Here is a 15,577-nt window from a genome sequence, read left to right on the forward strand (position 1 = left end):
AAAAATGGCACCGATTCTTGCTTTGAATCTGAATGTCGGCTAATACACCGCCAAATAATTGAAATTTTATCAATTATTTAACAACAAGGTCGTTTTTTTTTACGAACTTTTTGCTTTTTAGCTTGTTTGTCGTTTTTCTGTCAAGACTGAAAAAGATTCATTGTTTTTCATTTTAATTGCCTTAGGTACATCTGGATGGTGTTTTGGAGTCCGAAGTATAAGGCATCACATACCAGGGCATGGCCAATGGATACTTCTTGTAGCCCCTGCACCTCATTCTTATAATAATTAAGGTTTTGGAGGTTCAAATCGTGTCCAGCATTGACCCCCAAGCCCAGGTTTACGGCCAATTGGGCACACTGGACATGTTTTTTGACTGCTTCGGCAGGGTTTTTCAAAAAATCTTTGGCGTAATGCCCGGTGTAAAATTCGATGCGATCGGCACCTACCGCTTTGGCACCTTCAACCAATCTTTCATCTGCATCCACAAAAATAGATACCCGAATCCCTGCTGCTTGTAATTGGGCGACCACATCCACCAAAAAATCCTTGTATTTTAAGGTATCCCAGCCCTGATCGGAGGTCAAGGCTTGAGGGCCATCAGGTACCAGGGTGGCTTGATGGGGTTTTACTTGGGTAACTTCCCGCATGAAGCGTGCATCGGGGTTTCCCTCGATGTTGAATTCAGTGGTAACGATATCTTTCAGCAGTGGTAAATCATCAAAGCGCACATGCCGTTCGTCGGGGCGGGGATGTACAGTGATCCCCTGTGCACCAAATGCTTCACAATCTCTGGCAATTTGGGTCAGATCGGGTAAGTTGGAGCCCCTTGAATTGCGGATCAGGGCAATTTTGTTGATGTTGACACTTAGGCGGACGGTTTGCATATTTTATCGTTTTGTGCCTCGGCTTCGCTCGGCAACCGGAGCTCCGAGATCAGGCGCTTCGACTTCGCTCAGCGACCGTGATCTTGGAGCTCCGGTTGCCGAGCGAAGCCGAGGCACAAAGCTCGATATTTTTTCCCCGATTGATCAATGACTTTACGTAATTTTACCAAAAAAATTCATGGAATACCCACTCCCGGATTCTGAAATGCCTGTTCAACGTAAAGAGGCCTCTCCCTGGATAATGTTACTTTGCCTGGTTGCGTTTATGCTGGTCGGTTTGATACTTGGCTCAATGCTCGTCAATACGCTGATGCGTGCACAAGGTTTGGATGGCTTGTCTTTTTTAGGGAACATGAAAGAAGACGCCAGTTTGCAGCAGCGCAACATGGCCCGCTGGGCCAATCTTTTTCCCCATTTTTTTGCATTTACAGGGGGAGCTGTTGCGGTTTCACTGCTTTTTTTTAGAAGTAAGTGGTTACAAAAACTACAGTTGCAGCGCTGGCCCAGCTGGTTGTTCATCGCTGGAGGAATTTTATTTGTGCTTGCGATTTTCCCCGTAGCTCAAACCAGTTATTGGCTCAATCAGCAATTGCCATTGCCCATGTGGATGAAGGACATGGAAAAAAGTGCCAACGAATTGGTCAAAATATTGCTCCACATGGACGGCCCAGCAGAGTTGTTACTCAATTTGCTCACCGTTGGAGTGGTTGCGGCATTGGGTGAAGAACTGGTTTTTCGGGGGATTGTCCAGCAACAGATGAACAAAGTAGTGAAAAACCCTATTCTTAGTATTTGGGTTACTGCCGTTGTTTTTAGCGCCATCCACATGCAGTTCGTTGGTTTTTTGCCAAGAATGATTTTGGGCGCTGGATTGGGTTACTTGTTTCACTGGTCGCGTAGTTTGTGGTTGCCCATTCTGGTTCATTTTTTATTCAATAGTTTACAGGTGATTGCTTATTACTTCCTGGGTGAAAAAGCTGATCAATTTTCACCGGACCAGGCCATCGACAATCCAAATTGGCTGGGGGGTATAGTGGGTTTAGCCATATTGATTGTGGTAGGATACTACTTAAGCCGTTTACACAAACAGCAAAACAGCTAAAAAACCAAATAGCAACATGGGAGGTCTTCGATTGAGGGTAATCACCGCTGTATTTTTTGTATTGATTATGCTGGGAGGAGTATTTGGGGGTAAGATTCCATTTTTGCTGCTTTTTGGCGTCATTACGGGCATGTGTTTGTGGGAGTTTACGGGTTTGACTTTCCCCGAAGACAATCGGACCGACCTAATCCGCAGATCCATTGGAGTGGCCCTGGGGCTTTTACCTTACGCTTGGCTGACCGCACTCAATCTGGGTATTATTCCCTACGATTGTTGGCTGCCAATGCTGCTAAGTTTTTTCCCCTTGTTGTTTTTGCCCTTTGTTTTTGAATTGTCCCAAGGCAATACCCAAGCTTTTCAGCAGGTTGGGTTTATTTTTTTGACCATATTATATATAGGTGTACCATTTGCCCTTTTGAATGCAATTGCATTCATCGGGTCCAATTTTTCGTTCCACATTCCCCTTGGTCTCATGTTGATGACCTGGACGAGTGACACCAGTGCCTATTTGGTTGGATCAAAATTGGGCAAAACGCCCCTGTTTCCAAAAATATCACCCAAAAAAACCTGGGAAGGTTCGCTGGGTGCTACCATTTTTACGCTGATTGTCGCCTGGGGCTTGTGGCGACTGTTTCCGGAATTGGCCTTTCTGCATTGGTTGGTTTTGGGCATTATCGTGATTGTTTTTGGATCAATTGGCGATCTGGTTGAATCCAGTTTCAAACGAGGCATCAACATCAAAGATTCCAGTGCTCTTCTGCCCGGGCATGGAGGTTTTTTGGATCGTTTTGATGGGTTTATGTTTCAGTTGCCTTTTTCGGCAGCGTATTTATTTTGGGTAATTAATTAATTGAAAATGATACGCATACATCGCGAAGGTTACCTCATCATTCTCATCGCCACCCTTTTGCTAGTTGGGGTGAATATATTGTGTGCCCAGTATTTGCCAATTCTCCAACCCTGGTTGGGCGTTCTTAGCACGGGCTTTTGGGGTCTGATCGTGCAGTTTTTCCGCAACCCAAAACGGGCTATCCCAACAATAGGCGAAGGCATAGTTTATGCCCCGGCTGACGGGCAGGTTGTGGTCATCGAGGAGGCGGAGGAACCGGAGTATTTCAAGGAGAAAAGATTACAGATTTCCATTTTTATGTCGCCCTTGAATGTGCATGTGAACCGGGCTGCGATTGGGGGCACCGTACAATACGCCCAATACCATCCTGGTAAATACCTGGTGGCCTGGCACCCCAAGTCGTCTACAGAAAATGAACGAACTACTGTGGTGATTAAAAATGGCAAAGTGGAAATTTTGTTGCGCCAAATCGCAGGTGCGGTGGCGCGGCGGATCCGTTATTATGTGCAGCCCGGGCAAAGCCTGGCGCAAGGTGAAGAATTTGGCTTCATTAAGTTTGGATCGCGGGTGGATCTGTTTTTGCCATTGGATGCGGAAGTAAAAGTGAAAATCGGGCAAAAAGTGAAGGGGAATGTGGATGTGATTGCGGTGTGTTAGCGGATATTTTCCACCCACACTGGCTGCCCCTTGGTATCAATATAAGCCCACTTGCCCGCAGCAATGACCAAGGCCAATCCATTTTTGAAGGTTCCCCCTTGACGGTAGAGCGGCGGAATAACCAATTCCCCACTGCGATCAATGTAACCCCAAGAACCCTTGCTGTTCACCGCGGCCAAACCTTCTGAAAACACATTGGCATCCTGAAATTGGAGGGGAATCTGCTCTTTTCCTGTGGGATCAATGTAGCCGTATAGTTTATCTTGCTGTACCGGAGCCAAACCATCGCTAAAATCACCAACTGCTCCGTACTGTGGCGCTACAATTTCTTCTCCCTTTTGGTTGATGAAGCCAAAAAGGTTGTCTCGGCAAATGATGGCCATGCCGTCGAAAAAATCGCCATTGGAAATTCCCTCTTTGTACAAATATTGAGGTTCACAAAGGGTTTTGCCTTGTCGGTTGAGCAAGCCCCAAAGTCGGCGATGCACACAAACGGCTACGTCCTCCTGATAAGGTAAACATTTTTCATAGGGGGTACTAAAGGCTAAAAAGCCATCCGGCTCAATGAAGCCGGAACCTTCATTCCAGGCTACCGGGGCCAGGCCTTTGCTGAAGGGACCTGCCCATTCGTACTGTGGTTGCACCACCCAATCGCCTTCCGGATCGATGTAACCATACTGTCGGCGGCGACTCACCGCTGCCAGTCCTGCATTAAAATCACCAGCCTGATCGTATTGAATATCGATAACAATGTTGCATTTTTGATCGATGTAGCCCCAACGATTGACCAGTTGTGCCCGTGCCAGGCCCTCCTCAAAATAACCAACAAAATTGAAAAAATGCTTGATCAACAAGCGGCCCAAGGTGTCCATGGGAACCCACTTATCGTTGAGGCGAATGCGGGAATAGCCATTAAAAAAGTCTTCCGCTTCGTAATATTGTGGCTCAATAACTACCTCTCCACTGCGGTTGATAAAACCGAATTTTCCTTTTTCTCTGATCTTAAATAGTGCCTGGTCCATAGGTTGCGGGGATGAAGAACGCGGAGCGAAGATAAGGAAAAAGTTGTGCTTCGGCTACGCTCAGCAACCTGTCCTTCAAATTAGCCAAGAAGCGGTGGCTGAGCGTAGCCGAAGTACAACCTTTTCTTCATTTTTCTGTTTTGCTTTTGTTTTGACACCAAACACTATGGATAAGCAGACTTTTTTGACAAGCGGATTATTGGAGCAATACGTTTTAGGCATTACTGACCCTGAGGAAACGCAGGAAGTAGAGCGACACCTCAATTTGTACCCCGAACTCAATCAGGAGGTAACCGCAATGCGGGACGCCATCAAACAATACGCCCTGCAACAAGACATTCCGGCTCCGACACAAAGGACGAATGAACCTTCAATTGCTTCAAATACAAAGGGTAGTAGAACTTATGGCCAAATCCATTGGCTGAGTGTAGTGGTGCTGGGGTCTTTAGCGCTATTGTGTGTCTTGTCCGTTTTACGTCTGCGCAATTTGCAGGAGGAAAACAAAACTTTGTTGACTCAATTGAGCACTTGTGAAAGCCGGGAAGAAATAATTGCTTTCCTCAAAGACCCCCGAACTCAGCCGGTTGTACTGACCGAAACTGCTGCAAATACTGAAGCAGCAGCCTTGGTTTATTGGAACAAAGAGAGCAAAAAAGCCATGCTCAATCCTTTTAATTTACCTAAGTTACCGCAAGATAAGCAATACCAAATTTGGGTTGATGTAGCCGGAAAAATGATCAGCATTGGCTTGATTAGCACCAATTTGGAAAAATATCAGGACCTAAAATACCTGGATGAAGCCACCAGCCTCAACATCACCATCGAGCCACTGGGGGGGAGTAGTGAACCTACGGTAAGTCGACTGGTGGCTAATCATGCCATTTAAGTTAAGAACCTTTGGCATTTTTCACTTTGAACATACTTTGGGCCAATATTCCTACGCCCACAATGATCAGTGTCCCCAACACCACCGTCAACTTGGAATCAAATGGGCTTTGCCATTGTACAGGAAAATAATCCCTGAAACTCAACCAAAAAATGAGAATCAGCCCTAAGATCGCCGCAATTTTTGCCGCCTGCTCCCCTACCCTCTTGTTCAAAAAGCCCAGCAAAAACAGGCCCAACATCCCGCTGGCAAACAAACCTGCCATTTTCCACCAGGCGTCCAACAAACTTTTCACCCCGATCATGCCCAGGCCAAAAGCCATACCCAGGCAGCCCATAACTATTGTAGCAGTCCGCAAGACCCGCAACTGCTGTTCCGGACTCGCTTGTGGGTTAAAGTAGCGCTGATAAATGTCTTGTAAAAAAACGGTGGCAGAGCTGTTCATGCCGCTACTCATGGTGCTCATGGCCGCTGATAATAATGCTGCCATCAATAAACCGAGAAAACCTGTAGGGATTTGTGTTTTGATAAAAAACGGCAATACTTTATCACCGTAATCCGCAGGCTGCAAGGCGTTGAAATCCAGGCCTTTTTCAAGGGCGACTTGTTGTTTGAGTTCCAGAATCAAGTCGGGTTGCTGCTGGTAATAGACATACAAGGCCGTTCCAATGAAAAAGAATAGCATCGACACGGGCAGGTAATACACCACACAGAGCCAGATGCTGCGCGAAGCGTCCTGGATATTCCTGGCAGTATGGTAGCGTTGAATGTAGTTTTGATCGATGCCAAAATTGGTCAGGTTGATGAAAAAACCGTACAAAAACACGACCCAAAAACTGCTTTGAAAAAAATCGGGTTTAAAACTGCCCAGGCTGAATTTGTGTTCCTGCCACCCCGTTGACACAATGGTGGAGAACTTGACTTGTGACAACACGATCCCCAAGATCAACAAGGCACCCAGGGTTTTGATGATGGCCTGCACCACTTCGGTCCAGATGACCGCCTCCATACCCCCCATGACCGTGTACACAATGATGCAACAGCCCAGTGTCAGGATGATCCAGTGCATCCCGTAGCCAGTCAGGGCGTTCAACATCAGGGCTACGCCGTAAAAAATGGTCCCCATGCGCGCCAACTGGGTCATGATGAAACAAAGCATGGCATACGTCCTGGCCCAGGCTCCAAACCGCTCCTCCAAATGGCTATAAGCACTGACCACCTTTTGCTCGCGGTAAAAAGGCACAAAAAAGCGGGCCGAAACGTAGGCAGCAAAAGGCATGGAAAGGCTAAACACAAAAGGGTTCCAGTTGCTGCCAAAAGACTTGCCAGGGTCTCCCAAAAAAGTAATGGCGCTTAAAAATGTAGCATAAAAGGACAAACCCAAGGCCCAGCCCGGAATGCGCCCGCTGGCCGTGGTAAATTGAGCGGAACTGTTGTTGCGTTTTGAAAAAAACACGCCGACGCCGACCATCAACAGAAAATAAACCACAATGATAAGGCCATCGAGCAAAGAGAGTGAATTGGGCATGGGTGGGAGCTGATTTGCGATTGAGTGGATGAAGATATAAAAAATGGTTGTTATAAACTACGAAGTTTCTCCCACTTCACCTTCCAGTTCCCATCTTTTGGCCAGGCATCCTGGGTACAAATCATGGCAACAGCGGCCAACAGCCCTCCATTACCCGGCAAGTAAATGCTCAGGTCGAAACGTTGGTAATTGTGGCCATTGGTGAGGTAGGTGTTTTTGACGGTTTTCATACTGAGGTAATCCACCACCCAGTCAGGCCGTTTCATTCGGGCGGCACTCATGGCCAGCATGGGATAGTCCCAACCCCAGGTGCTGGGCCAGTCCCATTTGGTCCAGAGGGCATCCAGGGATTTTTCGAGGATTTTTGGGTCCACTTCGGGTGAGGGAGGCAACATCCCGTAGGTGCCCGCGATCATGGGGTGGTCGTGCAAATACGCAGAATCGAGGTAACTCTCCGTTGCATTTTCTGCAAAGAGGTACAAGCCATCCCGGGTCGCCAAAGGGGCCAGTTGATCAATGACCTTTTGCCATTGAGTGTTGGGTGCCAGGCCAGCTCTTTTGCGCCATTCCTGGGCGGTGCGCAAGGCCCAGCGCCAGTAGGTCAACTCAAAAGGAGGATTCATGGTGGTTTCCGGCTGGAAGTTTTCCTGCGCTGGAATCAAGGCTGGGCCAAGGACGTACTGCTGGCGTTTTTCGTCCCAACGCGCATAAGAGGCCATAAATTCCGCAGTGGCGAAAACCAGATCCTGGTATTGTGAAATGGTAGCTCTATTGGGTTTATCCTGGTATAAAAGTTCTGCCAAATAAATGAAATGGGGCTGTTGCCAGATCAGGAAGGGGCCAATGCCACTGGGGCTTTCATCCCCCTCTGGGCCAGTCATTTTAGGCCAGCGCACCCCTGCGTAGCCCTGCATTTGGGCAGTGGCTTTGGCTTTTTGCTGAATTCGCTTGTAATAAGCCATTTGGGGGCGCAGGTATTCGGCGCGTTGCCACATCGGAAAATGTACCCCGTGCCACCAGTGCATTTCCAGGTGGAATTTGCCATTCCAACTGTTGTAGGTCAAGCCGGTTTCCTGAGGGGGTAGGGTTCCGGCACAGTTGATGCGGGTGAGGTATTGGGACAAAACCACCCGGCGTTCCAATTCTTTGGCTCGAGGATCAGTACATTGGGAAAAATCGACGGCACCCCCACTTTTCCAAAAACGCGACCAGAATTGGGCGTTGGCAATGCGGATGCTGTCGTGATGGGGAATGCGGTTGAGGGGAAAGTCATATTGACTAAAAACCAGGCTGCATTCAAACTTTGACTTTTTGGCGTCCGGCACCAAAAACCAGGTATGTGTACCTCCAGCTTGAATTTCGCCAGCGCTGTGCCGCACACCAATGTAATACAGGTCGTTGTCCTGCTGGTGGGAGAATAGGACCCGCTGGTTTCTTTTGTCCAACAATACACTGCGGTGTTGATCATTCTGAGTAAAACTATAACTCAGGCGTTGGGGAATTCCCAGTGGAAAGCGGATCTTGACTTTGAGGCGACCTTCCTCCACCAAAGGCGAGGTAATTTGTACGGAGATTCCATCCAGATTTGGATTGCCCAGGGTTTCAACTTTTACGGGTTGGCCTTCTATTTCAAAGGTGCTGGTCATGCGGCCCATCCAAAGGTCCAGTTCCTGTTTTGAATTTTTCAGGTCCTCAATGCTTACCGGGCTTTGGTCCTTTTTTTTCATTTCCAGGCCAATCATCCCCAAATGGATGCGGTGGGGGCTTTCGCGCAACCAGTCCGAAGCTTTCGCTTTGAATGTATCGCTGGCCATGCTATGGCGCCAGGCGTATTTGACCTCGCGATCGCCTACCTGATAGGGTTTTAGGATGTCACTTAGCTTATAGTTACGAGGGTTCAGGGGGTAATGCCAACCCCAGTCGGATTGGGTACCCAGGGGAATGCCTTGTTCATAATGTTCCGGGAATGTTTGTAAGCCCGTGATATCGGCCGTAAACACAAATTTGCCATTGCCTACGGAGAGTGGGCTGAAAGGGGTAATTTCAGTGTGGCTGATGTTGTGGCGTTTGACCAGTTTTTCGCGGTCGATTTTAGGTGCTTTTTGCCCATTAATCGGGCTAATGCACATCCAGGCAAGTGCCCAAAGCAGAAAATATTTGACCATTTGATGTAGGTTGAAAGCTATTTAGGAACAGCGACAAAATAAAGGTACATTTTGAAGAATTGGGGACTTTCCTGTGCTGTCCTGTGGTGGTATTCCTCACTTCGACTCCCTGATCAACTTAAAAGAACAAGATTGCGCCTTCGCTTCCGGATCAAAAGGCCTCAAACTAAAAAAACCTTCAATCTTCCCTTCTTCTTGCTGTAAAAAAATGGCCAGCGTGATGTAGCCCATTTTTTCCCCGCCAATCATCCAGTTCCCTCTGGCGAACAGCACATTATCGTTCACGCTCCCTGTCAATTTGGCCTGTACTTCAAAGCCTTCAAAGGCATAAAACTCGGCAATGAAGTTTCCTTTTTTTTCGACGAACTCTAGAATTTCAAGATTGGCACTCGCCTTTTTTTTCAAACTTCCATTGATGGTTTCGCCCTGGTACAAACCTAAAAAAGGGCGGTAATTTTTCACTTCGAAGCGGGGGGCTTCATTCATGAGCGCTACAAAATCGATGGGTTTGGCATCGATCAGGTTTTGATCTGCTTTGGTATTGCGCTGTTGGGGAGCTGGCAAAGTGCTTTTTCCCAGGGATTCGTCATAAATGAAGTCCTTCTTTTTAAGCACCTCCCGCTCAAAAAAATAGTTGTATTCAGCCCAGGGTTTTCCGTGGGTAAGGCGGTTTGGCGACCCATTCTGGTCGAATTCTTTTTGCTCACCATACCACGTTTCTCCGTCGTACACCCCAACCATTGACAGGTTCCCATTAAAATGATACCAGCGACATTCTCCTTTCAGGTGCATTTTCCAGGAAAATAGCCCCAGTCCCGATTCCTGGTATATAGGCGTAACCCATACGTAACCCTGGGTTTTGATCTCACCAGTGATGAAATGGTCTTCAAAGTAAAAATAGAGGTTAGGGGTCTTAAAAACTGCAATATGACCCGTTTCGTCTATTTCTACTCTGTCCTTTTTTTTATCGCCAGCCCCCACTTCCCGGAAAATGCGGTACACCCGGGCACTATCTTTGCCAGGGAGCACGCGACCATTGATGTCAAAAAAAAGAGGGCCTTTGAAGCCGTGGGGCATGTAGACGCCTTGGGCCAACGAGGCGTGCCCAAGCAATAGCAAACTAAAAATCATGAGCCATTTTGACATACTTCCTGGTTTAAGCATTGTTGGGCTATAATCAACGCACCTCTTTTACTTCCACCAAAACACTGGTGCGCCGAAGACTCAGGCTTGGATTAAAACCAACCGTCATCAAAAAATCACCGGAATAAACCGTGGTAGCATTTATGCTCGACCGGGTGCCCGGGAATACGTTGAGTTCGGTCAAACGATACTTTTTCGCGGGGTCCAGCCCTTGCAATTTTATGGGCGCAGTGGAAAAGGAATTTTCGTAACGATTGCTCACCACATAATTGAACACAATCGCCCGATCTTTTTGAGGGCTGACAAACATACTTGAGGCAATGGGATTTTGCCAGGGGTTCACCAATCGATACAGATCACCATGCCAAATCATATCGCTGATGGATTGGTAATTTTTGATGGCCTGCTGGCTGAATTCCAGTTCCTCAGGCTTGAGCTGGTCCACTACGATGTCGTAGCCCATTTTGCCCATCATGGCCACATCGGTACGGAATTTGATGCCCACCTTGCTCCAATCGGTGATGTGGGCACAATGGGTAATGGCGGGGTAATAGTAGGAATATTCCCATTGTTGAAAAATCCGCTCCAAAGGGTCCGTATTGTCTGAAACCCAAAACTCGGTGAAGTATTTGAGTGCACCATAATCCACCCGACCTCCGCCACCCGAACAAAGCATCATGGGCACCACCGGGTACTTTTTGCGCAAACGTTCCAGTACGCTGTACAGGCCGTTCACATAATCCACGTAAAGATGGGTTTGGGGCATTTTTTGCTTTTCCAAATAGGCCGAATGGGCGTTGTAAATCACGGCATTACAATCCCATTTGATGAAGGCGATGTTCGGGTTTTGGGTAAACAATTTATCCAGGATGCCGAAGACAAAATCCTGCACTTCGGGGTTGCTCAGGTCCAATACCAGCTGATTGCGAAAATAATGCTCCGGCCGCTCAGGCTGGCGAATCACCCAGTCTGGGTGTTTTTCATAGAGTTCACTTTTGGGGTTGACCATTTCAGGTTCGACCCAGATGCCAAATTTCACGCCCGCTTTGGTGGCTTCCTCCACCAGGTATCCAATGCCATGCGGCAATTTTTTGACGTTCTCCTGCCAATCGCCCAAGCCCGCCACATCACCATTGCGGGGATATTTGTTACCAAACCAGCCGTCGTCCAGGAGGAACAAATCAACGCCCAGTTTTTTGGCACCCGCAAACAAACCCACCAGCTTTTTTTCATCAAAATCAAAATAGGTTGCTTCCCAGTTGTTCAGCAGTGTCAAACGAGAGCCATTGCCATCCAGCACCCGGAAGTTCCGCGCCCAGCTGTGCAAATTCCGGCTCACTTCACCGATGCCATTTTCCCCATAAGCATAAATCAGCGCCGGGGTTTTAAAACTTTTCCCTGCCGCCAGTTGGTACTCCGAAGCATGGGGATTGATGCCCGCAATCAAACGTAGATTGTGGTAACTGTCCATTTCAAAGTCGATCTTGAAATTGCCCGACCAGGCCAGATTGGCCAGCAGTACTTTGCCACTGGTTTCGGTAGCGGGTTGATCAAACGACAACATGAAAGTTGGCGGTTGGTACAGGTTGGCGCGGGCACCCAATTTGGAATCAAGGGTATGGATGCCAAAAGGTAGGCGGGTTTCTTCGGGTTTCATCTCCCCAGCCCAGGTACCGTGGTAATGCCGCAGGTAGTAGTCGGAACCCATAAAGTACAAATTGGCCGAGGTGTATTTACCCAGGCGAATGGTGCCTTTTTCCGCATTTTTGATTTCACTCCACTGCTCGAATACATTGTTTTGAGGGTATACCTTGAAATACAGCGTGACTTCCGTAGCATACACTGGATCGCGCAGCAGCACGCTGGTTTGGGTGACCTGATTGGCCAATGTTTCCTTGCGGTGGCTCACATACCTCAGTTCAGTCGAGGTATTGCCGTCGGCGTGAATGATTTGCAGCGCGGGCTCCACCAAGCTCCAGGAGCCACTGGGGGTGTAGACATTATTGTAAATCCCGGCATTGCCGTCGTTGTGTCTGTAAGTGGCCTTGATGCCTGCGTATTCGGCAGGATCGCTGAGGCGTTTGCCAAAGTGGGTGATGCCAAGGCGTTGATCCGCATCTGTTTGAAGTACCAGCGCATAATCTTTGGATTCAATGGGGATGGTGACGCTGGATTGAGCGCGTAATGGCAGGTGTCCAAACAACAGGCAAAAGGCAAAGACAGAGTACAAAAGAACTTGGTGCTTCATGATGATCGGAACGTTTAGCAAGGCCAGCGCAAAAATTGTGCGATTGGGTGGCTCTGTTTCAAGCTCTAATTTAGTGTTTTTTTTTGATAGAAACTTCTTGCCCCTGGTTCAAAACAAGTCTTCGCTCAGCTCTGGCTGTTTTTTACGAATATGTACAACACCTTAATAATCATTCAATTTCTTTGCTTATATTTCCGCAAACAAATCCATTAGTATGAACACCAAGGCCCTCCCCTCACCACTCTCCAGGTTCCACAACACCTATATTCAAGGTCATTTTGTGAATTATGCTCTATTTAAGCTCCTGATATTTTTTAGTTTATTCACTGATTGTGCCCATGCTCAAACTTTTGATGGCGTACGTGTCAGCATTAAAGGTGGAGCTTTGTACTCCGGCATCAATGACCTGCAAACCACCATCCTAAGTGAACCGTTCTTTTTAAACTACTCCCTGAACGGTGAAAAAAAAATCGGCTATACGGGTGGCTTAGGCGTCAATTGGGAGCTCAAGAACTCCATCGCATCGCTTAATCTGGACATTTTATATGCCCAACAAGGCAGCGATTTGTTGTTCAACAACCTGGAAAAAGACTTCAATTATAAAATGCAATTCAACTATCGATACCTCAATTTTCCATTGATGATCAAGGTGTATCCTTTTGAAAAAGTGCATGACGGGTTACATGGATTCAATGTGGGCGCGGGGCCCCAGTTTGGTCTTAATTTATCCCCGGAAAACATCATTTATACCTCCGATGGCCCAGGTAAGTTACCCGCATTTGGTACTGACCTGGAACAACAGCAACAACTCCGCAACGTGCTGAAGGGCCAAAACAACTTTGGGCTGAATTTTCACCTGGGGTATGATTTTGGCGGGGCGGGGCTCAATCTGGAATTTCAATACCACCATGGATTGAGCGACATTGTACAAACCGAAGCCAACGCTTACAACTTCATTGAAAATAAAAACACCAACAATACCTTCCAATTTACCCTGGGCTGGGAGTTCCTCAGTAGTTATCCCAAAAAACGCTTGCTCATCATCAGGAAACCGAGAAGTTAAAAAGGAATACTCATCAGCAACCTAAAACCTAAACCAATGTACCTGGCCCTGTTCAAAACCTGTCTTGTTTTTGCATTTTGCTTCTGCACTTTTATCGGGTTTTCCCAAATACACAGCAGCGGGGCTCCCGGTGGAGTAAAAGGTGCAACCCAGTGGTTTATAGCGGATACCCTGGCTGGGGAATGTATTTTAAGCAGCCAGATTCCGGGAAAACGCTCCCTGTTGTCCCCAAATCCGCGTAGTTTTGGGTGGCTCAATCATCGTCCTTCCCTGGTTCTGAACGGATCAAATAGCCTCAGCGCCGATTTAGGCAAAGAGGAGCTGCATAGTGCAACCTTTTTTACCGTATATCAAGCCCGGGACACCAGTGTGGAGCACCTCATTTGGAGCATTGAAAAAAATAAAAAACCGAGCCTGGTGCTGACTACCGAGCGGATGGCCGATCTGGTTGATTATAAATACATGAATTTTACCGACCTGGCACCCGCAACACCCAAGATCAACATCTACGGTCAGTTAAAGTCAAAAGATAGTCTGACACTGCAAGAACAGACCTGGAACATTGGCAAAATACCCGCCTCACCCCGCTTGCCAGTCAGCAGTTTCAGCGGGCTCATCCCGGAGATCATTGCCTTCAACCGGGTACTCGACCGCGAAGAACGTTTAAAGGTCGCCTCTTATCTGGCCCTCAAATATGGAATTACCCTGACGGAGTCCAGCGCAACTTATGTGAATAGCTCGGGTGAAATCATCTGGAATGGCGAAGCAAGGCCCCTTTTCCACCACAATATTGCGGGGATTGGCCGCGATGATGCTTCTGTCTGGGTGCAAAAAATCGCCAGCAGCAGCAATTCCCCTAAACTCCTCTCCGTATCCATCACCGGGGCACCTGCCAACAACAATTTTCTACTTTGGGGAGACAATGACCTGACCTTGTCACCTGCGCCCAAACTCCCGGGTTTACCCACTTTTTTAAAGCGCAATTGGTTGTTGACCACCCACGGAAGTAGTCCTTTTTGGGAAACCGAAATTGTATTGGACAGCAAACAGGTTTATGCCGCCATCCCCGCAAAACCGGTTTACTGGATGGCCATAGACAGCACGGGTACCGGCGATTTTTCCGCCTCAGGCATTCAATACCTCAAGATGGAGCAGCTTGATCCGCAAGGCTTTGCTCATTTTAAAGCGGGCTGGAAGAAAAATAAAGCTGGAAAATACATCTTCGCCTTTATCGTGGCCCAGGATCTTTTGTTGGCGGCAAAGGTGCTCGATCCCAGCTGCGCCCAACCCGAATCGGGGCAAATACAGGTAAAAATTCTGGGTGGACAAGCGCCTTATCACTTAAACATTCTCAACAAAACAACCGGACGCACGACCGTTCGCCAGGTTCAGGATGCTGAATTGCTGGAGCAAGTGAATGAACTGGCGGCTGGCAAATACCTGCTCAAAGTGACGGATGCCCGGCAACAGGTTTATGTCGATTCCTTTTTGGTTAACCCTGCTGATGCACCCCATGCGCTGGCTTTGGCGGCTGCCTACGAGCTGCCCACAGGTAAAACCATCCAGGTCAATGCGGCGGAAAAGATGCCTACAGGAGTAGCTTACCACTGGCGAGGCCCTACCAATTTCGAGTCTTTTTCTCCAACAATTGAGTTCAATCAAGTTGGAATCTATACCCTCAGCACTACCCGGAACGGTTGCACTGCCACCCGAGAAATCGAGGTAAATGCGCCAGCAGTCAGCATTTTCAGTTCGGAAGTGGTATATCCCAATCCTTCCCAAGGAATGTTCAATGTAAAAATACAGTTGAGCAAACCTGCGGCGCTCAGTATGTCGGTTTATTCCGCAGAAGGCAAACTGGTTCTTTCCAAAAAAGCCTCCGGGGCCGATCATTACAATTTCACGGATCAATTGACTTCGAACGGACTCTATTACATTGTTTTACAGTCCGGAACGGCAGTCACTACGCATAAACTCCTGATCATCAACTGAAATTTTCGCCATTTAACTGGTTTAGCCCATTTAA

The 15,577-nt window shown here is 47.7% G+C and carries 12 protein-coding genes; 6 read left to right on the top strand and 6 right to left on the bottom strand.

The features are described 5' to 3' along the window. Positions 1-167: 167 nt before the first annotated feature. Complete coding sequence (locus SFV55_RS11870; protein ID WP_320029715.1) at positions 168-887, bottom strand: pyridoxine 5'-phosphate synthase; 720 nt, start codon at positions 885-887, stop codon at positions 168-170. Positions 888-1,065: 178 nt separating this feature from the next. Here SFV55_RS11870 and SFV55_RS11875 point away from each other — a divergent pair, with 178 nt between their 5' ends. Genes SFV55_RS11875 through SFV55_RS11885 form a run of 3 tightly spaced genes read left to right on the top strand, consistent with a single transcriptional unit; the run spans position 1,066 to position 3,496 of the window. Further along, a complete protein-coding gene (locus SFV55_RS11875) occupies positions 1,066-1,989 on the top strand; it encodes a type II CAAX endopeptidase family protein (RefSeq protein ID WP_320029716.1) in 924 nt (307 codons plus the stop codon). Between the two features lie 16 nt (positions 1,990-2,005). Further along, entirely contained in the window at positions 2,006-2,839 is an 834-nt protein-coding gene (locus SFV55_RS11880; protein WP_320029717.1) for a phosphatidate cytidylyltransferase, read from the top strand. Between the two features lie 9 nt (positions 2,840-2,848). Continuing rightward, complete coding sequence (locus SFV55_RS11885; protein WP_413776703.1) at positions 2,849-3,496, top strand: phosphatidylserine decarboxylase family protein; 648 nt, start codon at positions 2,849-2,851, stop codon at positions 3,494-3,496. Here the strand turns inward: SFV55_RS11885 and SFV55_RS11890 are convergent. After that, entirely contained in the window at positions 3,493-4,518 is a 1,026-nt protein-coding gene (locus SFV55_RS11890; protein WP_320029719.1) for a WG repeat-containing protein, read from the bottom strand. The two genes, SFV55_RS11885 and SFV55_RS11890, sit on opposite strands and share 4 nt — an antisense overlap. 166 nt (positions 4,519-4,684) lie before the next feature. On the opposite strand from SFV55_RS11890, the gene SFV55_RS11895 reads away from it, so the two are divergent. Then, a complete protein-coding gene (locus SFV55_RS11895) occupies positions 4,685-5,404 on the top strand; it encodes an anti-sigma factor (protein WP_320029720.1) in 720 nt (239 codons plus the stop codon). Position 5,405: 1 nt separating this feature from the next. On the opposite strand, the gene SFV55_RS11900 is transcribed toward SFV55_RS11895, so the two are convergent. The 4 genes from SFV55_RS11900 to SFV55_RS11915 all read right to left on the bottom strand — a co-directional run bounded on the left by SFV55_RS11900 (position 5,406) and on the right by SFV55_RS11915 (position 12,488). Further along, a complete protein-coding gene (locus SFV55_RS11900) occupies positions 5,406-6,932 on the bottom strand; it encodes a sodium:solute symporter (protein WP_320029721.1) in 1,527 nt (508 codons plus the stop codon). A 50-nt stretch (positions 6,933-6,982) separates the two neighbouring features. Next, a complete protein-coding gene (locus SFV55_RS11905) occupies positions 6,983-9,097 on the bottom strand; it encodes a hypothetical protein (protein WP_320029722.1) in 2,115 nt (704 codons plus the stop codon). Positions 9,098-9,193: 96 nt separating this feature from the next. Then, a complete protein-coding gene (locus SFV55_RS11910; RefSeq protein WP_320029723.1) occupies positions 9,194-10,243 on the bottom strand; it encodes a hypothetical protein in 1,050 nt (349 codons plus the stop codon). A gap of 31 nt (positions 10,244-10,274) precedes the next feature. Then, complete coding sequence (locus SFV55_RS11915; RefSeq protein ID WP_320029724.1) at positions 10,275-12,488, bottom strand: alpha-galactosidase; 2,214 nt, start codon at positions 12,486-12,488, stop codon at positions 10,275-10,277. Between the two features lie 214 nt (positions 12,489-12,702). Here SFV55_RS11915 and SFV55_RS11920 point away from each other — a divergent pair, with 214 nt between their 5' ends. Both SFV55_RS11920 and SFV55_RS11925 read left to right on the top strand, forming a co-directional pair. Beyond that, positions 12,703-13,551 (top strand): outer membrane beta-barrel protein, encoded by an 849-nt coding sequence (locus tag SFV55_RS11920; RefSeq protein WP_320029725.1) that lies wholly within the window; start codon positions 12,703-12,705, stop codon positions 13,549-13,551. 36 nt (positions 13,552-13,587) lie between these two features. After that, complete coding sequence (locus SFV55_RS11925; RefSeq protein ID WP_320029726.1) at positions 13,588-15,543, top strand: T9SS type A sorting domain-containing protein; 1,956 nt, start codon at positions 13,588-13,590, stop codon at positions 15,541-15,543. Positions 15,544-15,577: the final 34 nt, after the last annotated feature.

Origin of the sequence: Haliscomenobacter sp., assembly GCF_033763495.1 — a bacterium.
Classification (GTDB): domain Bacteria; phylum Bacteroidota; class Bacteroidia; order Chitinophagales; family Saprospiraceae; genus Haliscomenobacter.